General features: G+C 44.2%; 25 protein-coding genes and 2 pseudogenes. 6 read left to right on the top strand and 21 right to left on the bottom strand.

Annotated features, from left to right (window positions below; all coding sequences use genetic code 11):
- Positions 1–185: 185 nt before the first annotated feature.
- Entirely contained in the window at positions 186–1,133 is a 948-nt protein-coding gene (locus U8U68_RS10810) for a helix-turn-helix transcriptional regulator (RefSeq protein WP_322200816.1), read from the bottom strand.
- A gap of 105 nt (positions 1,134–1,238) precedes the next feature.
- On the opposite strand from U8U68_RS10810, the gene U8U68_RS10805 reads away from it, so the two are divergent.
- From U8U68_RS10805 to U8U68_RS10775, 6 genes are all read left to right on the top strand, one after another.
- A complete protein-coding gene (locus U8U68_RS10805) occupies positions 1,239–1,541 on the top strand; it encodes a hypothetical protein (RefSeq protein ID WP_147413095.1) in 303 nt (100 codons plus the stop codon).
- Positions 1,538–1,987, top strand: coding sequence for a DUF6194 family protein (locus U8U68_RS10800; RefSeq protein WP_159750876.1), 450 nt, complete (start codon positions 1,538–1,540; stop codon positions 1,985–1,987). Before U8U68_RS10805 ends, U8U68_RS10800 begins: the two co-directional genes overlap by 4 nt.
- Before the next feature lie 104 nt (positions 1,988–2,091).
- Positions 2,092–2,535, top strand: a complete 444-nt coding sequence (locus U8U68_RS10795; RefSeq protein ID WP_322200815.1) for an RNA polymerase sigma factor — start codon at positions 2,092–2,094, stop codon at positions 2,533–2,535.
- Complete coding sequence (locus tag U8U68_RS10790) at positions 2,522–2,722, top strand: helix-turn-helix domain-containing protein (RefSeq protein WP_322200814.1); 201 nt, start codon at positions 2,522–2,524, stop codon at positions 2,720–2,722. The genes U8U68_RS10795 and U8U68_RS10790 overlap by 14 nt, the downstream gene beginning before the upstream one ends.
- A gap of 44 nt (positions 2,723–2,766) precedes the next feature.
- A complete protein-coding gene (locus U8U68_RS10785) occupies positions 2,767–3,171 on the top strand; it encodes a winged helix-turn-helix domain-containing protein (protein ID WP_322200813.1) in 405 nt (134 codons plus the stop codon).
- 454 nt (positions 3,172–3,625) lie between these two features.
- The gene (locus U8U68_RS10775) at positions 3,626–4,009 is read left to right on the top strand and encodes a cysteine-rich VLP protein (protein WP_322200812.1); all 384 of its coding nucleotides are present in this window, start codon (positions 3,626–3,628) and stop codon (positions 4,007–4,009) included.
- A gap of 61 nt (positions 4,010–4,070) precedes the next feature.
- On the opposite strand, the pseudogene U8U68_RS10770 reads toward U8U68_RS10775, so the two are convergent.
- From U8U68_RS10770 to U8U68_RS10680, 20 genes and pseudogenes are all read right to left on the bottom strand, one after another.
- Positions 4,071–4,244 (bottom strand): annotated as a pseudogene (locus U8U68_RS10770) (ParA family protein); the annotation flags it as partial.
- Between the two features lie 128 nt (positions 4,245–4,372).
- Positions 4,373–4,552, bottom strand: a complete 180-nt coding sequence (locus U8U68_RS10765) for a hypothetical protein (RefSeq protein WP_322200811.1) — start codon at positions 4,550–4,552, stop codon at positions 4,373–4,375.
- 83 nt (positions 4,553–4,635) lie between these two features.
- A complete protein-coding gene (locus U8U68_RS22370) occupies positions 4,636–5,208 on the bottom strand; it encodes a hypothetical protein (protein WP_367575809.1) in 573 nt (190 codons plus the stop codon).
- 54 nt (positions 5,209–5,262) lie between these two features.
- Positions 5,263–5,934, bottom strand: coding sequence for an AbiJ-related protein (locus U8U68_RS22365; protein WP_367575808.1), 672 nt, complete (start codon positions 5,932–5,934; stop codon positions 5,263–5,265).
- A 114-nt stretch (positions 5,935–6,048) separates the two neighbouring features.
- The gene (locus tag U8U68_RS10755) at positions 6,049–7,674 is read right to left on the bottom strand and encodes a recombinase family protein (RefSeq protein WP_322200810.1); all 1,626 of its coding nucleotides are present in this window, start codon (positions 7,672–7,674) and stop codon (positions 6,049–6,051) included.
- A gap of 108 nt (positions 7,675–7,782) precedes the next feature.
- A complete protein-coding gene (locus U8U68_RS10750; protein ID WP_322200809.1) occupies positions 7,783–7,998 on the bottom strand; it encodes a hypothetical protein in 216 nt (71 codons plus the stop codon).
- The gene (locus U8U68_RS10745; RefSeq protein ID WP_322200808.1) at positions 7,995–8,459 is read right to left on the bottom strand and encodes a hypothetical protein; all 465 of its coding nucleotides are present in this window, start codon (positions 8,457–8,459) and stop codon (positions 7,995–7,997) included. Before U8U68_RS10745 ends, U8U68_RS10750 begins: the two co-directional genes overlap by 4 nt.
- A 626-nt stretch (positions 8,460–9,085) precedes the next feature.
- The gene (locus U8U68_RS10740; RefSeq protein ID WP_322200807.1) at positions 9,086–10,534 is read right to left on the bottom strand and encodes a hypothetical protein; all 1,449 of its coding nucleotides are present in this window, start codon (positions 10,532–10,534) and stop codon (positions 9,086–9,088) included.
- 11 nt (positions 10,535–10,545) lie between these two features.
- Positions 10,546–11,238: a hypothetical protein gene (locus tag U8U68_RS10735; protein WP_322200806.1), complete on the bottom strand. Its 693-nt coding sequence runs from the start codon at positions 11,236–11,238 to the stop codon at positions 10,546–10,548.
- A 393-nt stretch (positions 11,239–11,631) separates the two neighbouring features.
- On the bottom strand, positions 11,632–12,018 hold the full coding sequence (locus U8U68_RS10730; RefSeq protein WP_322200805.1) for a TnpV protein: 387 nt from the start codon (positions 12,016–12,018) through the stop codon (positions 11,632–11,634).
- Positions 12,019–12,144: 126 nt separating this feature from the next.
- A pseudogene (locus tag U8U68_RS10725) lies at positions 12,145–12,546 on the bottom strand (recombinase family protein); the annotation flags it as partial.
- Between the two features lie 89 nt (positions 12,547–12,635).
- The gene (locus tag U8U68_RS10720; protein WP_066534767.1) at positions 12,636–12,881 is read right to left on the bottom strand and encodes a hypothetical protein; all 246 of its coding nucleotides are present in this window, start codon (positions 12,879–12,881) and stop codon (positions 12,636–12,638) included.
- The gene (locus U8U68_RS10715) at positions 12,868–13,242 is read right to left on the bottom strand and encodes a replication initiator protein A (protein WP_322200804.1); all 375 of its coding nucleotides are present in this window, start codon (positions 13,240–13,242) and stop codon (positions 12,868–12,870) included. Before U8U68_RS10715 ends, U8U68_RS10720 begins: the two co-directional genes overlap by 14 nt.
- Before the next feature lie 374 nt (positions 13,243–13,616).
- Positions 13,617–13,979 (bottom strand): cysteine-rich VLP domain-containing protein, encoded by a 363-nt coding sequence (locus tag U8U68_RS10710; RefSeq protein ID WP_322200803.1) that lies wholly within the window; start codon positions 13,977–13,979, stop codon positions 13,617–13,619.
- 251 nt (positions 13,980–14,230) lie between these two features.
- Entirely contained in the window at positions 14,231–14,656 is a 426-nt protein-coding gene (locus U8U68_RS10705; RefSeq protein ID WP_437124425.1) for a winged helix-turn-helix domain-containing protein, read from the bottom strand.
- A gap of 106 nt (positions 14,657–14,762) precedes the next feature.
- Positions 14,763–15,398, bottom strand: a complete 636-nt coding sequence (locus U8U68_RS10700) for an ABC transporter ATP-binding protein (protein WP_322200802.1) — start codon at positions 15,396–15,398, stop codon at positions 14,763–14,765.
- A 14-nt stretch (positions 15,399–15,412) separates the two neighbouring features.
- Positions 15,413–16,714, bottom strand: a complete 1,302-nt coding sequence (locus U8U68_RS10695) for an ABC transporter permease (protein ID WP_322200801.1) — start codon at positions 16,712–16,714, stop codon at positions 15,413–15,415.
- Between the two features lie 14 nt (positions 16,715–16,728).
- Positions 16,729–18,108 (bottom strand): ABC transporter permease, encoded by a 1,380-nt coding sequence (locus tag U8U68_RS10690; RefSeq protein WP_322200800.1) that lies wholly within the window; start codon positions 18,106–18,108, stop codon positions 16,729–16,731.
- A gap of 137 nt (positions 18,109–18,245) precedes the next feature.
- Entirely contained in the window at positions 18,246–19,643 is a 1,398-nt protein-coding gene (locus tag U8U68_RS10685) for a sensor histidine kinase (RefSeq protein WP_322200799.1), read from the bottom strand.
- Positions 19,594–20,268, bottom strand: a complete 675-nt coding sequence (locus tag U8U68_RS10680) for a response regulator transcription factor (protein WP_322200798.1) — start codon at positions 20,266–20,268, stop codon at positions 19,594–19,596. The genes U8U68_RS10685 and U8U68_RS10680 overlap by 50 nt, the downstream gene beginning before the upstream one ends.
- Positions 20,269–20,415 lie beyond the last annotated feature (147 nt).

Genomic DNA, 20,415 nt, shown 5'->3' with positions numbered 1-20,415 from the left:
ATTGTGGAAATGTGCATAACAGGCTATGGAATCATGGATAACTCTGTTCACAGCACATGGAAAAGCAAAGAGCAGCTTTCCCACGTCCTGCAAACAGAGTTACCCACAATTCCATAAGACAGCCAGTTATACACATTACCAGCAATGCCGACTACTACGGAATCCCTCTCATTCATACATCAATATTACCTACAATAATGCTGATGTAATTCGTATATCTTTTGTTTTATTAGCGCCACAAGTTCTGGTGGTTCTAAGACAGTTGCGTTGTTTCCAAATGACAGGAAGTAATTGGCAACCCAATCCAAAGTTGCATGACGTATTTTCATGTCGATTATACCACCGCCTGTTGGGAATGTTTTTAATCCCCTTGCCAGTAAAAATTCAGTTTCGCAGCGTTTAACACCTATATCTGTTAGCTTAATTTTTATGTGGTAATCATTTCCGATTTCTAACCTTTCGAGATATTCTTGAATGGACGCAGGAACAGGAAATTTCCCTTTAGGATATGGTTTTTCCTCTATTATTTCCTTTATACGGTCAATACGGAACTCTCTGATTTGATTAGCAACGGTGCAATATGCAGGGCAATACCAAAGCCCATTCATAGCATATAGCCCAATCGGTATAATTGTGCGTATACTTTCAGAATGTGTTGATGAATACTGTATTGTTGCTGAATGGTGATTAACGACAATATGAAACATTGGTTTAAGTAGTGGTGAATCGCAATGCCTGTCTGGAATCCAAAATACTACACTATTTTGAATTTGTGTAATACTGCTTTGTATATCTAAGGGCAGATAGTTCAAAAATTTTTTCAAAACAGATATTGTTTCCTGTTCAAAAGGTAAATCGTGATAGAATTTCAAGGCTTGACAGGCAAAGAATATAGCTTTGGCTTCATTCTCTGAAAAAGTGATAGGCGGCAAAATGCGCTCTTTCAAGATGTGATACCCGCCAGCAGCACCGACTTCGGAATAAAGGGGGAATCCAGCCTGTTCTAATTCTTGCAAATCACGGAGTATTGTTCGCTTTGACACAGAAAATTCTTTTGCTAATTCGCCTACTGTAAAATCCTTTTTGGCATTTATCGTTATCATCATTTCAATAAGCCGTTCTGCTTTTGACATTTTTAAAAACTCCTTTCCGAATGGTGACAGCCGTTGTCACTATTCCATGATAGACTATCTATGTACCAAATGCAATATGATACTCAAACGAAAGGACAAGATGTTATGAATAAAAACGTGATTGAAATGGTTATTTTTCAGACAAACCAAGAAGTGACCGAGGAACATTTTTTACGAATGTATCACAAATTGAATGAGGTGCTTGAAAAAGATATTGCCGGATTTGTAAAACGGTCATTAACAAAGGATTTAAAGCAGGATAAATGGGTTGAAATGATTTGGTGGGCATCAATGGAGGCAGCACAGGGTGCTTTGGAAAAGTTGCCGCAGGTTACGGAATTTCAGGAGTATTGTTCTGCTTTAGCAGACGAGGGAACAATGATGTTCCATTTGGAGGAAATGGCATGACACCAAACGATATTCTTTCCTACTGCCAGTCTAATTTGAAAGATGTTGTATTGGTAGAAAGTTGGGGAGAACGAGGGATTTTTTATAATCCAAACGGAGTTTTGAAACGGGGAGTATATGTTTTAACTGTTAAAGAAAAAGACGGTGATAATGATAAAGGCTCTATGTTGAACCGTGATAATGTATATCGTGTGAATGTCGGTTTAAGGAAACAGACCTTTATTAAAAAATTTGGGTATATTCCAGAGCGTCCGCCTGCTGGAAAAATCGTAAAAATGGATTATGATTTTACCATTTTAGATACCATTATTCCCCACCCTGTCTACGCATGGATGAGCTGGGCATGTGTTTTAAATCCCTCTGATAAGACCTTTGAGGATTTCAAGGCAATGATACAAGAATCTTATGATTTTGCAAAAGAAAAATTCAACAAAAGAAAAAAGTAAATAATGCAACAGAAGTGGCGACAGTTCAATGCTGCCGCCCTCTGATTTATAAATGCAACTGTAAACCATGCAGCACCCCATGTGGGAGAAAGGGGGAAATTTCTATGGATTGCACAGAAGCATACAAGGAACACATCATGTATTCTTTCAACGGTTTCTGCAAAGTCGTCATACGCTATGCCGCTATCAACGCATGGCGCGACAGGAACAGGCGGCGGCAAAGAGAAATATCCTTTGAATACCTCACAGAAGAAAAGTTCTACCCTCTAAGCACATCAGACGAATTTCTCAAATCACCTTACGAACAATACCCCGTTACGATATGCGGTGAGACAATTATCCTCACCAATGGGGAGCTTGCCGCCGCCCTGTTATCATTGCCGGAGAAAAAGAGGGAAATCATTTACCTTTACTTTTTCGGGAATTACACACAGCAGGAAATCGCGGATTTATACGGGCAATGCAAGAGTACGGCATGGCATTATATCCACAGCGCATTACAGATGTTGCAGGAGGAAATGGAGGTGCTTTTACATGGGGAATCCTAAACTTATACCGTATGAAACCATTATCCGGGCAACCAGCGGCGAGCCGGAAGCCGTGGACGAGGTTTTACGGCATTACAGCAAGAGAATCCGCTTTGCCGCCCTTGAAAACGGGTACATCAACAAAGACACCGAGGACAGCATAAAACGGCGGCTCATTACTGCCCTGTTCCAGTTCCGCTTTGACTGAAAAAGGCGGCATGACAGGAGGTGAGGTTTGTCGGGAAAATAGCCATGCTGATATTCAATGATACCGAGGAAAAAGCGGCTGAGAAAGCCATAGCTGCCCTTGCCGATATGATACCACTGGAAGCCATACAGCCGCCCCATTCCCCCACACTGGTTTTTCCGGGATTGGAAATCAGATTACACCAACGCCGGGTACTGAAAGACGGTGCAGACATCTATCTCACCCGTTTGGAATACGGCGCACTCTGCTACCTTGCCGCCAGTCCGGGGCGGGTATTTACAAAGGCGCAAATTTTTGAATCCGTGTGGAGTATGGAAAGCGAAAGCTGCCAGTCAAACGTGGCAAATGTGATATGCAATCTACGGAAAAAGATAGAGCCGGACAGCCGCCGCCCCACTTACATAAAGACCGTTTTAGGCATAGGCTACAAGTTTACTTCCGGGGAATAACAACAGGATAACCGCCGCTATTGGCGAAGGTACGAAACAGGAAATCAAGGAAAAAGGTTTCCTGTTTTTTTGCGCCCATTTTGCTTATTTCCGGCTTTACTGTATGGGAAAATACCGCCGCAAAATTGGCTCAATCCACGCCACGCAAGCCGGGGGAAAACGGCGAAAGCCAGCACAGCGGAATTCGTCAGTTACTAAGAGCAAGATTCTACCACAGTACCAAATTTCGCCTACCGGCTCATTTTGTCCTATGGGAATCTTGTTGGGGTTGCCACCCCAAAGCTGCCAGCGTCCAAGACATTACAAGCGGAGATTGAGCAGCTTATGAGGGAGAAGAACAGCCTTTACAACGAGTACCGGGAAAAGAGGGAGAAAACAAAAGAATTGTAGACTGTAAAGGGCAACATTGAACAGATTTTAAGACGCAAGCCGGAGCGTGGAAAGGGGCAGGAAAATGAACGGTAAACGCCCCTACATGGACTACCCACAGTACAGAGCCGCCCGCCGCCTTGTGCATGAGTGCTGCAACTACGATAACGGCAACTGCATTGTGCTGGACTGGGGCGGCTGCGTATGTGTGCAGAGTATCAGCTATTCGCTTCTCTGCCGCTGGTTTACCTCTGCCGTACTTCCCCTTGACTGGAAACTGGAAGCCGCCCTTTTGCACCGGGCAGAACTGAAACGCTGTACCGAGTGCGGCGGTCAGTTTCTCCCAAAATCCAATAGGGTGAAATACTGCCCGGATTGCGCCGGACGCATGAAAAGAATCCGAGCCGCACAGCGCAAGCGGAAACAGAGGGGGAAATGTCACGCTTTAGAAAATACAGAACCCCCGTAAATCAAGGCTTCCCGGCTACTGCTCAATGGGTATGCGGTACATTTATCCTTTAACCACGGAAGTCGTTTGGTCGGCTGTAACCGAACGACATGGTTAAATTTGCCTGTGCATCGGCATCAATCAGCAGGACTTTTTTACCCTGCTGTGCTAGACTGACACCCAGATTTACCGCCGTGGTGGTCTTTCCGACACCGCCTTTCTGGTTTGTCAGAGCGATTACTTTGCAATTTGACATAGGTGCGTCCTCCTTTCGCATAGATTTAGCCACTATGTCAAGGTGGCTATGTAACAGTACCAGAAAACGCAAAAAAGCCGCTTACTCTTAAAAGCAAATAAGAATAAGCGGCTTCATAATGATGTGCCTTAGACATATTCAATTTTCATTCTCTTAATCGGTGCGTTTACAACTTTAAAAATTAACTCGTCAACGCAGTCCGTATATCTGCCCTGCTGTATATGCTGATTTTTCAGCTCCACAAGACTATGTAAAAGCAATGTTCTTTCTTGGCTATCCACATACAAATGATTTTTCTTTTCTCTCATAGGACATCAACCTCCTTGCAGCTTTATTATAAGCACAAATCCACTCTTATACAAAACTATAAAGGGAACTTGATTTCTTAGTTTTATAAATATCTTCCATCTAAATACTCAATCGCTGTTGAAATTAACGTCAGACATCTTTTATAAAAATATTCAAAGTGCCTTTTATCTTGAATATCAACCTTTGTTGTTTCATGGTGTCTAATCCTAAAATCATTTCCAAGAGATGTAAGTTCATGAAATTCTCTATCAAACAATTCCATAAACGCCTGTTGGTCATTTCCCATATCCTTTACAATCCTATTTACAGATTTCTTCTTGTCTATGGTTGGAGAACAATAATACGTTTTTAATCTTTCAAACGCATCCCAAAGTTTTTCTACTGCAATTTGCATATTGTTTGCATCATAATATTTAGATGCCTCTTGCAACAATTCTTTCAATCCAGCTTCTTCCACTGTTCCCAATGAGCTATGAGTTATTTGAACATCAAATGAATTTGCTATTTTCCCATTGCTAAGCTGAAACGTAATATCATTCAATTTTAGTATTGTGTTAATTTGGGCTTCAAAGTCATCCAACATACTATGTCTGGCAAAAAGCTCTATTGCATCCAATACACAAAATGGTGAATTAGAGATTATAAAATCTTGCAAATTATCAGTTTCAACATATTCCTTTTGGCTATTAAAGCACTTTGGTACATAAAACTACTGTATGTCATAAAAAACATCTGCCGCTATATTTGTACTATAATTCCATCCTGTATCATCGGTTGCTTGATATTCAACATTACATCGCTCCAAAAATTGATAAATTTGATTTCTTGCTTTTCGGTTTATAGACAAAGCTATCCTTTTTTCTTTTATATCTTTAGCATTCCTTTGCGAATATGGAACGAACAATGCACATTCTCCTCGCTGATATATTCTCCACTTATAAACATCACGATTAGATATCTTTTCCGCAGGATAAAGCTCATATCCATCATTTTGCAGTAATTTATTGATTTCTGTTAGAAACTCTTTCCAGTAGCCTTTTTCATATCTGACAGCAGGATGGAACACCTCACATAGAAATTTCAAATATGTTTCATCATCACCATTTTGCAAATAAAATCTTTCATCTTCAAAAACCCAACAATCAGGATAATCATCGTTATTAACTGTATGTTGCCAAATATCCTGTTCTGCATTTTCATATCTTGAATCATTGCTTGGCATATCTTTCAACTTATATAACCTTTTAAGGAAGTCTAATTCTTCAAGCCTACCAAAATAGGGATACGGAACAGTTCTAGTTGCAAAAAAATCATCTATTTCCAATACATTTTTAAATAAATCCAAAATGTCACGTTTTGTTATTTCTGTGATGCGATTCACTTTCTTTTCCTCCTCCCAAATATATCTAAGTATTTTTATATTACTACTTCTAACAAATTCTTTCAAGAAAAGCGTACCACTATTTAGATAACCTCGCATAAAGAAGTACAGATTTCAGAGTTCCACATACCCGACAAAGTTGTAGTAGATTTTGATGTCCCGGTGGGTTTCCCCGGCGATTTCGTACTTCTCGCCCACCTCGATGCGTTTCACCAGCCGCAGAAGCGTAGGGCGGTCAAGTTCCTCAAGCTGGGCATAATCCCTGATGACGGCCAGCCATTCGTCGGTGGCCTGCTCATCCTCCTGCGTGGCCTCCAGTTGGGCGGTGAGCTGCGTCCGCTGTTCCAACTTGCTGCGGCGTTCGTCCTCATAGCGGTTCATCAGCTGGACGCACAGGGCCTCCGGCATAACGCCCTTTACCTTGTCCTCGTAGGCCGACACCACCAGCTTTTCCAGTTCCGCCAGTCGCTTGTCCACCGCTACCAGCGTTGCCCTGAGTGCCTTCGTCTGCTCCAGACTGGCGGCGTTCTTCTGGGCGAGGATTTTCTCCTTGAGGGCGGCAGGGCTGTTCTGCGCCAGCATCGCCTTGGCGTGGATGTCCAGCAGGAGCAGCTTCGTCAGCACCTTGCAGTTGATGATGTGAGACGAACAAGCCGCCCTGCCCCCGCATCCGTAGCGGTTGCACATATACGCCATGTAGCTGCCAAGATGTCCATCGGCGTGGCGTTTCCGGCTCTTGTAGTCCTTCAAAACCCTCATAGACGAACCGCAGTCCGCACAGTAGAGGACTCCAGCGAACAGGGAAATCACCCCATCGCTGCCGGAGCGCCCTTTGGAGGGGTGGTTGTCCAGCCTCTGAACGGCGTCCCAGACTTCCTGAGAGACAAGCGGTTCGTGGGTATGCTCCACCTTGATCCAGTCCTCTTTCGGCTTTCTGACCTGCTTGTGAACCTTGTAGGAGACTGTGCCGGTCTTGTTCTGCACCATGTGGCCGAGGTAGACCTCATTCCGCAGAATGGTCTTGACCGTCACATCGTTCCAGTAGGGCGTCTCGCCCCGCAGGTTCGGCCTGCCCTCCGCCATGTAGTAGAAGCCACGGGGGGAGGGTACGCCCTCCTCATTCAGTGTCCGGGCGATCTTCCGAAAGCTGTCCCCCTGCAAGCGCATATCGAAAATGCGGAGAACGACAGGGGCGGTCACCGGGTCGATTTCCAGGATGTACTTATCCTCTGCGGATTTTCGGTAGCCGATAGGAGCGTAGCAGCCGACATACTTTCCCGTCCGAAATGTGGACTGCTTGACGGCGCGGATTTTGCTGCTGGTGTCGCGTGCATAGAGGTCGTTCATGACATTTTTCAAAATCACCAGCATCTCGTTGTTCTTGTGAATGGTGTCCACGCCATCGTTGAGAGCGATAAACCGGCAGCCCATCGAAGGGAACACGATGTCCGTATATCGGCCAGCCTCGATGTAATCTCTGCCGAGACGACTGAGGTCTTTGCACAATACCAGATTGATTTTCCCCGCCCTGGCATCGGCAATCATCTGGTTGAACATAGGCCGGTCAAAGGTTGTCCCAGAGACCCCGTCATCGCAGTAGGCGGCGTAGAGGTTCCAGCCCTGCTCCTGCACATAGCGGCTGAGCATGATTTTCTGATTTTCGATGGACACGGACTCCCCGGTTCTCTCATCGTCCCGGCTGAGCCTGCAATAAATTCCGACATTGTATTTTTCCTGCATCTTGTTTTTTACCTCCTTGGACGCAGGAACATAGCATCTGTTACCTGCTCCCATTATAGCCGCTTTAGCACTGTAAAGCAATAGTTTTCTGACGGACATCAAAAGTTTTTACGCTGTCCGCCGCCCGTTCCGCTCAAGTTCTGTTGTGTCAATGACCTCGCCCATTTCCGCTTTTTCCGCAAAGCTGCTGGACAGGTGATAGGTCACTCCGTCCATTTCCACATCAAGCCCCAAGTTTAAAAATACGCCCCGACACTCGCCGTATTCAAAGCCGGGGAGTTCCCCCGCCACTGTGATTTCTACTGGCCGTTTTTCCGTTTTCATGCGACACCTCCCATCCTCCGCAGAATGTCCACGGTGTTGCCCAGCGCACAATAAAGTGCCTCATTGTCTGGATTTTTCATGCTGGACTTCGCCGCCATTCGGATTTCCCGCAGGGCAACCTCCACCTCCCGTGTGGTATATCCGGCTTGAACAGCGGCGATGGCGAGGTTGGCAAGATAGACGCAATCGGCACGACCCAGCTTGTCCTGCACGGCCATTCTGCCGAGCTGCTCCAGGATGCCGTCACGGGATTTCACAGTGACAGCTGTTCTGTCCTCCTGCCATAAAACCTCGCTGTTTTGAATTTCGGTAGCCGCTACTGATAACAGGTGGACGCCCTCGTACATATACATCTTGTTCAATGCTTGCCGCCTGCTGGGGGCGTATTCCTCGGTGATGTGGGCATCCAGCTTCGGCCTGCCCCGCCCACGCCTGACCGCTCCCGTTTTGATTTTCTCCATTGTCTGGCCTCCTTTCAAAAACAAAAAACGCAGATACAACAAAACCGCCCCCAGCGAAAACGCTGTGGTTCGGTCTATGTATCTGCGTGAAAAATATGTGCAGTATTCAGTTCCCCATTATGGTAGCACAAACGGATGTTCCCGTCAATGCCTTTGGGAAAATTTTGTCGAGGGTAGGCGAAAACAACAGCCATGCGCTATACTGGGCAAGCAAGGCGTTTGTATATACAAACGCTCAAAACCTGCGGTTCCTGGCGATGCCGGAAACCTCAGGTTTTGCTTGTTGGGAAGCATCCCAAACCCTTTGAACAGCGTTTCACGCTGGCTACGGCTCTGCGAGCCTGACGGATTTTTGAAAAAATGCCGTTTCCCTTTATGGGGCAGTTTGCGATCATGCTGGTAAGCCAGCCTCGCCGTTTTCAAAAAATCTCCGCCGGAGGCGGGAGTAAAAAGCGCCGGAACGGTGCGTAGCCGCAGAATGAAATTCTGCGAAAAGGGGTTTGGGGGCTGTGCCACCAACAAGCAAAAACGGACTTCCGGCGGCTACGCCAGAAGTCTGTTTTGAGTATTTGTGGGAACAAATACACTGCTTGCAAGGTAGCGGTCGTCTTTCAAATTTGACATAACTATGATGGTATGTATCCAATCCTATTTACACCAATCACTCCGCGCCGTAATACGGTAATATCTATAGTTTCGTATTCTGCTTTATCAATTGCTGTAATCGCTGTCTCCGACCTTAGAACATCTATTCTTTCGATTTGTGTCCGTGAAATCGGAGCAATTTCTACACCAAGATCATTTAAAACTTCATTTGGCAGTTCATAGTTTTGTTCAACAAGACCAAAGCAAGTAAAACCGGTATCAACGCAAAAGGAAATCAGTTTTTTCTTCCCAATATTGTAAATCACACAAAACGATGTGCCAAGTAGACTGCCAAGCAGATACCCAACAACAGGGAGTTCAAAGCCAAGAGACTGACCAATAATGCCACCGATATGTGCGCCAAGTAAATAACCGCTGGAGATAACCATGGTATCCACAAAAGCTGCTCCCATATGCTGTGTGCTTATCTTTCCGGCAGCAACAAGAATGCTGTTCTTTACAGTCTGCATGACCAAAGCAACAACTGTACCAAGAATAGTGGGATTGATACCTTTAAATGCCTCGCCAAGAGCTCCCTTTTCACACATTATCAGCAGAGAAGATGATATCGAGCCACGAAGAAAACCTTCTGCTCCAGCAGAGATTCCCTTTGTACCCACTCTTTTAATCTGCTGAATATCAATCTCCCCATGCTTGACGAGGAAATCTATGGCCTTATAAATTTCAGGGGCAAGCTGAACAGCAACAGTAATCGCCGCAGTAGTGTATCCGGCTTTCAATGCCTGTCTCAACAGATATTCTGTATTGACTGCACTATCCGTGGTTACACCATGTTCTTTCGCCCTAAACTTCTGCTCCTTGCTTTCATGGGCAATGTCCTCTAATTCTTTTCTTGATGCGCCTTTGGAACTTACACCCTCGGCGTTTTTTATTGTATCTGTCAGTTTGGATTCGGTTTCAGCATATGCATCAGAGATATCGGAGCGAATAGATTGATTTCTCAATGCTTCCCGATGGGCAGTCACTTTGGCGTCAGAAAGCTGATCAGAAGGAACGAACCTGCCTTGATCATGATAGCTTGCCTGACCGGACTCCGGGCTAAGTCTGGCCTGTGCCTTTGCAGTTTTTTCAGCTGTAACATAAGACTTTGCGCTATAAAGCTCACCTGAATCTAATTGGATATCAACAGAGTCTTTCAATGTGCTATGTAGCACAGCGGCTCGGTCTGCTGAATCAGCGGCAACCGCATCTACATTGAATGTTCCGGCTCCCCATTCCTCAAGCATATAACCTTGTAGTTGCCCGATTCCAAGATTTCTGTATTTGTGATTATTTATGTTTTCTTCAAGCTGCTTAATTGCCGCCTCAACTGCGCTTACATATTCCTGTCCCATACGGGCAGCAATATCTGCACCCATTATTTCTGTGGCAAATTCCCAGCCCTGCTGCATTTCAGTTTTTGACTGCATAGGCTATTACCTCACATATTCATAAACTTTTCGAGTCCATCATTGTAGAAACTGACCACACCATAAAAAAGCATCTGTCGCTTCATCAACGACTTGTTTCTGAAAACTTCCTCGGACTTAGACGTAACCTGTGTTCTCGCTTTTCCGATGACATCTGTTCCCGTTGAAATTGCTTTCTTGACACCTTTGAAGATATCGGCCTTTTTGTGGTTTTTCTCGTCAGCTTCAATAGCCTCGCTATCTGAATGCTCTGGAGCATCCTCAACTGGAGATTCAGATTCCACAACTGAAATACTTTCTTTTGTAGCTTTAAGCAAATCAGGGATACGTAGCGCAAAGAGTTTCTCCAAAAATGCATCGTAGTCCTTACGAGCGGTCAGCACTTTCGGATCAACATATACAACTGCTCGATTGCCTGCCCATCCAAATCTGACACCATATTCATCAAATTTAATATCAAGAACAGGAATCAAGTTATCTGTGCCCTTTATTTCTCCAAGGAAGAGAATCTTTCCCTGGATATTCCCAGCTTTCTCGTTTCCAAGCCATACCTTTTCCTTCCAAGAAACAATATTGATAGAAACCGCTTTGGTGTCAACAATCCTTTGTTCACTGTCATCGTGAGTTTCTACCATCTTTCTCAACTGATTCATCAGCAACTCATCCTTATAAACAACGATGAGAGTTTTCTTGGTTTCAAACATAATGTATTCTCCTCGGTTTGCTATTTTCCGCCTGCAACATTTATAATTCATGGGCCATACTCTCTTATCTATATAGCAGAGCATTTTCTTGGACTATCAAATGCCATCTCATCTTAGCAAACAATATCTACAAGGACACACCTACACAAATTAAATTATATATCAGCCATCTCTAAAAAACAATTACCCTTCCCAAAAACTCAAAGAATTTTTGTTGAAACCGACAGACGTGTTAAATTCAAGATGCTTTTTCTGGAGGAGGGAGTTCAATATTATAGTAGCATGGGGTGTCGATATTCAAAATATAAACAGAAGACAGCACCCTGTTTGCTTAATCACAAATCACCCCAATCAAATGTTCAGATCGGTGCATTTGCGGAGACTTTGAGCCTATTAAGCGTTAATCAGTTCACTTTTGATACTTTCTTCGGCGCGGCTCACGATGCTGTTCATTGCTCCGGCCCACTCCCACTGCGACTGACGCTTCAAATCCTCGGTTACGCCCTCATTCTCAGCCATCTGGCGGACGATGAGCAGATAGCGTTCTCTCGCCTGTTCGTCCAAATCAGCGAGGTAAGTGTGTAGCTTGTCCGTCAAAATCAGGTGATTGAACAAAAGCGGGTTTGTTTCTTCCAGATACGCCTTGTGCATCCGCCCCCACTTTCTGATGGGACGGCCATCGCTCTCCGGCAATTCAATAGCCGGAATGTAGTAGTCCCCGCCAAGGACATAATCAAGGCCATTTGCCTCGTCATGGATTCTCGGTTTCAATTCACTCATTGTGTTACCCTCCGTCATTTTTGGTAGCCGCTACCGTTAATATGGTATTCGGCACAAAACAGCTTTGTCGGAGATAACAGGGATGCTATGTCCTGCGTGTAGTGTCATTCTTTATGAGAGGGTGGTATTAAAAACATTCTTGAATACAGCAAAATCATTCTCGCCCTTGGCGCTGTCCACATCATCATTGATGGCAATAAAGCGGACATCATAAGCGGGAAAGATGAAATCCTGTAAACGTCCCATATAGGAATATTCCCTGCCCAGACGGGACAGGTCTTTGACGATCAGGGTGGAGACTGAATAGTCCTCCACATATTTCATCATTTCCAAAAACCCGGGCCTTTGAAAATTTGTCCCTGAGAATCCGTCGTCCACGAAAAACATAGTGTTTCTAAAGGCGTGTTCTGCCGCATATTTGGACAATAAAGCCTTTTGGTTAGTAATGGAATTGCTTTCTCCATCAAGCGCATCGTCCTGGCTCAGACGGCAGTATAAAGCTGTAATTTTATCTGGCTGCTGGTTCATAGTAGCTCCTTTCTTCCCGCAATCCGGGATAACAGCCAGGTAAACGGTTGCCTATATTATATCGCGTTGTTTCTTTTTTTCAGCAGGTTTCATTCTGTTTCCTCCAAATTCCCGGCCATGATGCGGCGCAGCTTATCCAGCACGCTTTCCGCCCCTTCCTCCGCATAATGGGGAATCGTATGGTAGACAGTGTTTCCTTCAATTTCAATTAGTTCTTCCCTGCTGAATTCAAACTCAAAGATGCCGTTCTTGAAATGCTCCGCCACCCGCTCGGCAATTTCCGGCTTCAAATATTTAGGAAGTTCGTTCATATCTGCAGGTTTACACAATCGCATCTCCCTCCTTCCTTGCAGGCAAAATATTCAGCGTAATGACCGCCGGACGGCCAAGCCCTTGTTTCCAGCGGACAATCAGGCCGCTGCGCTCCAGTTCCTGAAAAGCCCTTGTCACCACCTGGCGGCTACGGTGCAGTTTTTCCTTTGCTTCTTCCACCGTAAAATAAAGACGGATCCGGCCGTTCGGGTCTATGTAGCCGTTCTCCCTGGAAATGCCTGCCCGGTCAAAGAGCAGGGCGTACAGAACCTTTGCATCATTGGATAAATCCAATGGTATCAGAAAACGTGGAAAGGGCAGATAGGGCAGATAGGGCGGTACGCCGCTGTCCTCCTTGTAAGGTATCAAAAAATGTTTTTGCATAGCACACTCCCTTCCATCAATCCATCCCCTTAGATTGATTTGATTGATATTGACTATTTTGTTATTAACTTCTTTTCTTTTATTTCCGTCTAAATATGGGCTGCCAGAAAGGTCTGGAAATCCAGCGTCTGAAAGAGAGGGACAGGGGTGTCTGGAACGTCAGGTTTTCCAGTCTCTGAAAATCCAGTATTGGCAAATCCCATACAGGCAGGATATGTAATAAACCGATAAACCGGCAGAATAGAAACCGCACCTAAATGGGATTTTCCAATTTAGGTGAAAATCCTTCTGCGGACGGTTAAAAGCAGGTTTATGAGGGGCGCAGGAGATTTATCCCTCACGCCCATTGACAGCAGCTTAAAACAGCAGTAAATTCAATGCTTTTTCGACTCTAATTGTCCGCATGCCAGCCGCCTTTTCCGGTCGCTGTCCGTTTTCTGCCGGCGGTGAACCTTCGTCGCACAGGACTTGCAGTATTTGGCCCGGTTAGAACCGGGGCGGAACGGCTGCCCGCAGACGGAACAGCATTTTAACTCATCCCGGAATAAGAGCACCGTTTCCAGGGACTTGTCCAGCGGCAGGACAGCAGAGCGGAACCATTTGCAGAGAAGCGAATAGGATATACTCTGGACACATACACATTCCTCACCATTATCCAATGCGATACAGTTACCGTTGTCATAGTTACAGCATTCATGCACCAGTTTCCGCATCCGGCGGTACTGTCGATAGTCCATGACCGGAATCTTTTTATGGATAGTAACACCTCCTTCCATACGAAAAAATATCCCTCTACTATTCAGTACATTTTTAGGGCAAATTGTGGGGGGCAGCTTGAAAAATTCACAAAAAATTCACATTTGAAGCATATGAACACTCCCTACAGAACAAAATTCCCTCTATATATCCGTTCATTTTCTCCTCAAAAATTGCCGTCTGTGTTTAGTTATTTACAAAAAATCCGCCGCAGGTTTTCCTGCAACGGTTTTTATGGACTTGGCTGGTATTCAAATTTATATCCGACACCAGCAACGCTTTTGATATAATCGGACACATCCGGCGAGATTTTCAGTTTCTTCCGCATATTGCTGATATGGTTGTTGACAGCTTTTCGTGAGTAGTAAGAATAATCCTCATTCCACACAAAATCAATAATCATCTCATAGGTGAACACCCGCTTTGGATTTCGAATCAGCAATGCCAGTATATCAAACTCCTTAGTTGTCAGATTGACAGTCTGATCCTGAACTCGTACAAGCCTTTGCTCCAGGCATACGTACAGGTTGCCCTCCTGAAATTCAGTTAATGATGGATTGTTGCTACGAAGGTATGAAGGAAAATGTGGAACACAGTTTCCCTCATATTCCCGGACAAATTCAGTCAGTTCTTTTTTTCTTCCAGCATTAAGAACCACAAATAACTTCTCACCAATCTGTCTGCCGGATTCGGATATATCTAATACAACTAATTTCCCATGTTACCCCCCTCCTGTTCATTCTGAATATTTCGTTGCTTACCCTCTAATTTCCTGCGACCTGCAAGTCACCTTTCTTCAATCGAAAGATAACATCTGCTTGCTTTGCAAGCTCATTGGAGTGCGTGACGATAACCACGCATTTATTCATCTGATGGGCACATTCTTTCAAAATTGCCGTGATTTCTGCTGCTGTATCTTCATCAAGGTTGCCTGTCGGCTCATCGGCAAGGATGACCTTTGCATCAGAAGCTAACGCACGGGCAATCGCTACACGCTGTTGCTGACCGCCAGAAAGTTTCAGAACATTTCGTTTGCTTTCTTCTTCGGTCAGTCCCACCCGCTCTAAAATAGGCTGTGGCGGCAGTTTAGAAGTCAGAGCCACATTCTCTTTTGGTGTAAGATAATCAATCAGATTGTAGCTCTGGAAGATAAAGGCTACATTGTTTTTGCGGTGCGTGGCAAGACCTACGGTATCAATGTCTTGCCCTTCAAAAAGGATTTGCCCCTCAAGCGGACTGTCTAATCCACCAAGCAGGGAAAGCAGCGTTGTCTTTCCGCAGCCACTCGGTCCAAGTATGGCGTACATTTTCCCTGCGTCCAATTCAGCACTCACGCCTTTTAACACATTTCGCTTGTTATCATAGGAGTAGCGAACTCCTTTTATCTCCATAATATTCATCGCTTTCTACCTCCTTAGCTCATCTTTGAAAGAATATCTCTCGGCTTCAAACGGAACACCGTCCACGATGCAAGTACCACCGAGGCGGCAATAATGGCAATACCGATAAGGTATAGAGGCAATAGATACGCCGCTGAAATTTCAACATGAAGCGTTGCTGCACCTGTTGTTACTCTGGACACCAGAAATTCACTTGCTTTTCCTGCAATCAGACCGCCAAAGAAAACAGAAGTTGCAAAGGCGACAATCGCTACAGTCACCGTTTCCACAAAAAATTGTCCGATAATGCCCGTCTTGCTCTTACCAATAGACAGGTAAACGCCAATCTCTTTTTTACGCCCTCTAATCCAAAGAGTTAAAAGAAGTGTCAGCACAAGAGAGCTTACAACGATGATAATCACGAGGATAGTGCTTACTAAGCCCTGCAAGGTTTCAAGAGGTGCTTGTACGACCTCATATTCATCCGTATCAATGCTTAGTTTCAAGGATTTCCCACGAAGCTCTGGCAGGTCCTTTACTTTATCATAGACATTCTGGATGCTTACAGGGTCTTCCACATAAATATCAATCTGTGTATAACCGTCTATCTTACGACCAAAGTTTTCAAACATCGTCGTGTAGTCCACATAGCCGCAGTTTGCGGGTATATCCGATACAGAAAAACCGCCGTTCCCAGAAGTACCCTCCGTACCGTCAAAAATACCAATAATTTTAAGCTTCACATTACTGTCGGAGTCCAGACAGTACATTGTCATCACATCACCCACAGACAGCTTATTGTAATCCGCAAGCTCTTTTGAAATCATCACGACATACTTATCTTCGGGGGTGATGTGTCTGCCGTCCACAAGGCTGTACTTTCCGCTTTCAAAATCAGAGCTTTTTTCAGAGGAAAGAGCTGCCGTATACGCAGACGACTCTCCATAAGGGGTATAGCTCAAATTAAATGCCGCAGGTAAATATTGAAAGTCCACGCCTGCTCCCCAAAATCCTCTCGGATTGTCAGAATTATAATCTACAACGCCGTCCACCTTTGAAATGGCATCTAAAATCTCTGGGGTAATGTAATCGCCATTATAGGTATAGGTCATCCCGTATCCGTCTTGGCTCGAATCGTATTGGTTGGTAGGGTCAATTTCCAAAAATAATTTACCGCCGATAGCTGTCTGCACATCCGCAGTCGCACCCTCGGATGCATCACGGATTGCCAGACCTGTCAAAAAAAAGGTTGAAATAATCGCCAATACCAAGAACAAAATCAATGTCTTTGCTTTCTGCCGAAAGCAGTAAAGAAAAGCTCTCTTTACAAAATTCATTACGCATATCCTCCTTAGCTCATTTTTGTCAGTATCTCTCTTGGTTTCAGCTTCAAGATAGAAGCCGATGAGAGCAGTACGGAAAGCACAACTACGATAAGCTGGCATCCATATATCAGCAGGGTTTTTCCAATACCCAGAGTGAGATAGCTGTCCATACTCACTGCATCACTCATTCCATTCTGTAATGCCGCAGCGTTGATGAGATTAGGATGAAAATCCGCAAGCAGATGATTACCTAAGTTATGGCTTATTCCAAAGCTCGCAGCATAAGAAAACAGAAATGCGATGGCAGCTACACTCAATACTTCTAACAGAAACTGTTTTATGATTTCCCCTTTCGGGATACCTGCTCCTAAAAGGATGCCTGCTTCTGGTATGCGGCCTCTGATACGCAAAGTTAAAATCAAGGTCAAAATAGCGGCACTCACGATGGAAACACACGCCAACAGGATTTTTATTAAATCCCCTAAAGAAGTAAGACTATCGGAAACTTTGGAATACTGAAAATCATTCGTGCGGATAAAATGCGTTTTCCAATCAATTTCTTCTATCTGCTGCACTTTGGATACAATTTCATCAAGTGTCTTTGGGTCAGTCACATAAAAACCGACCTCGCCTGTATAAACAGACGGTTCGCTTGCAGCAAGCTGTGTCAAAACATCAATACTTGCGTAAATACGATTTTCTTGTCTGCCAGCGGTTGCTGTTACATTCGCATCCGCTTCCAGAATATCGTATATTCCTACAATCGTTACAACTGTCTCTTTTCTTTCCCCAGACCACACATCAATGTACTCGCCGTCAGCTTCTCCAAGCTCGGACGATGACAGGACAATCTTATCCCCAACAGACAAGCCATTCGCAGCAGCCACCTCAGAGCTTATCAAAATGGCATTTGTATCTGCTTCCGTAATATGTCTGCCTGCGGCAAGAGCCAGTACCTCGTCTACAAAATCTGTTTCCAATGCAGAGTAGCAAAGTGCTGTAACTGCTCCCATATTGTTATCCTCAGTGTGTTTCTCTCCGCGAATAAAGGCAATGGGATTGCCTTTGGTAAGCAGTTCGCCTTTGGCATATCCATAATTGATAGGATTGTGGTATGCAATATCGCCACAACTTTGTATCTGCTTTATCTCATTATCAGTAATACGGATATGGTTTTCCGTAACTGTCATTTCGCCGTTTTCATCTGATACGACGCCTGTACTTGCCCTTAGATAAAAGGCAGCTCCTAAAGCTCCTCGAATGTCGCTCGCTAATTTCTCGGATGCGGTAAGAAGCGTAAAACAGGAAATGAGAAAGGTCGAAACGACCATTATGAGCAGAAAGATACTGATGGCATTTCCTTTTTTGCGGAGCAGATACAGACCTGCCCGCTTTTTATAATCCATTTAGGCAACATCTCCTTTCTGCTGACAATCATATCTTTTTTTGATTAGTTTTTGGTTAGCATTTGGTATGCGTTTCATTCGTTTTTAGAGATGCAAAGGAGCCGCCAGATAACTGACGGCTTCCTTAGAAGATGATTTTAATTTAATTTCAGATAAAACGCAACACCTTTGTCGGTATTCATGATTTGGTATCCCATTTGGTGCAGGTCAAGAATAGTCTTTACAATGTATAAACCCAGACCGCTTCCGCCTGTGGCTTTGCTGCGGGATTTGTCCGCCCTATAAAACGGCGTAAACATATTTTCCAAATTATCCTCGTCTAAAAATACGCCTGTATTTTCTACAACCAAAATGTGCGTATCCGTGTCATAATCTGCATAAACCTTAGCATCTGCGTTAGAGTGACAGATGGCGTTGCCAATGATGTTGGATAACGCCTTACCGAACAGGTTGCGGTTGACTGACACACTTATATCTTCGGAGATATTCTGAAAAATAGCAATGTCTTTTTCAGTCGCCAAAGGCTGCAACTCTGTAACTACTTTACTTACCATATCAGCTAAAGAAAGTGTTTCCAAAGAGCTGCCGATGTTCATTGTTTCCATTTTGGTAATAGATAGTATCTCTTTCACTAAGTATTCGATGTCCTCGGCAGATTTTAGTGCCTGCGGCAGATATTTGTCGTGGTTCTGGTAATCCCCGAAACCTAATATCATATTCTCAAGCTGACCTTTCAGAATAGTCAACGGTGTTTTCAGCTCGTGGGAAACAGCCGCAAAAAAATTCCTATGCTGTTCCTCCAACCTTTGAAATTTCTTAACATCTTTGGTTAGCTGCTGATTTGCCGTTTCCAATTCTTCCATTGTACTTTGCAGCCTTGCCGCCATTGTATTCAGACTGGAAGAAAGTACACCGATTTCGTCCCCTCTGTCTGTATCACACCTCCAAGTCATATCAAGCTCGGTCATTCGCTTGGAAATCTGACTGATTTTTGCAATCGGTACAACAATCACTCGGCTGCAAATGAAAGCACTTAGAGCAGAGAGAAGCAGAATAACCGTCAATACCAACGGAATAAAACGGAGCAGTAGACTGAATAGTTCGCTTGCCGTTTTGGAAAGGGAGATAACGGAAAGCGTGTAGATTGCTTTATCTTCGGCAAAGGTCACATTGGTTGTGTAGGTTTGTGCCGTTGACAGGTCATCGACGATAGCTTCAAAATCTCCGAAAGTAACACTATTCTTTTCGTTTCCCAACACAGCTACAGCATTGTTCTCAATACAGAAATTCGTAATCAGCGTCGTTCCATCCTCATAGCTTTTGTTTTCCAGAGCAGAGAACAACGCTCCCGCATTGGTTTCAAACTGTTTGCTGCCTGTGAGCTGATAGCTCTGTGGAACAAATACAAGAACGATGCCATATATCAAAATGCTACACAAAGTCAATGCGGTAAATACCCACAGGAACACTTTTGTACTTAGAGAGTTACTGATTTTCTTTCGCAATTTTGTATCCCACCCCTCTGACAGTTTCAATATAATCTACACCTAACTTTTTCCTCAGATTCATAATGTGGAAGTTGACACTTTTTTCCTCGCCGATAAACTCATATCCCCAGACAAGATTGAGAAGCTCATCCCTTGTGAATACTCGCCCTTGATTTTTAAGGAACAAGAGTAAAATATCAAACTCGGATTGCGTAAGAATGACCTCTGCACCTGCTACAAGAACTTGCCTTTGCTTGGCACTTATCTGAAGTTCCTTATATCGGATAATGTCTGTACCCATATCCGTTGTTTCTGTTCTTCTAAGCAATGCTTCCACACGCTTTAGTACCAGTTTGATAGAAAAGGGCTTTGTGATATAGTCATCTGCCAATAAATCAAAACCTTTTATCTGGTCATCCTCTGTATCAAGGGCAGTCAAAAGGATAATTGGGGTCTGTGCTTCTTGTCGTACCATTTCGCAAACAGCATATCCGTTGATTTTCGGCAGCATAATATCCAAAAGGATAAGGTCTATGTGGTGGGTATGAAAAGCATTGATACCCTCCAGACCATCCGATGCAGTCACAACTTCATAGCCGCAGGCTCTAAGCGGCTCGGCTAAGATATTTTGTATTGCTATTTCATCTTCAATAATCAGTATTGTTTTTGCCATATCTGAAACCTCCAATCTGATTATACTAAGGCTTGATTAGTTTTTGATTAGATTTTTCGATTTTCTTATTATAGACATTTAAATGAATAATAGCAATAGATTTTACAATTAGCGGTTAACAGGAATTCGCGATACAGTTCGCAAGCA

The sequence above is a fragment of the Acutalibacter intestini genome, from assembly GCF_034334985.1.
Classification (GTDB): domain Bacteria; phylum Bacillota; class Clostridia; order Oscillospirales; family Acutalibacteraceae; genus Acutalibacter; species Acutalibacter intestini.
The sequence above is the reverse complement of the archived record's forward strand: the minus strand, read 5'-3'. Positions and strand labels throughout refer to the sequence as shown.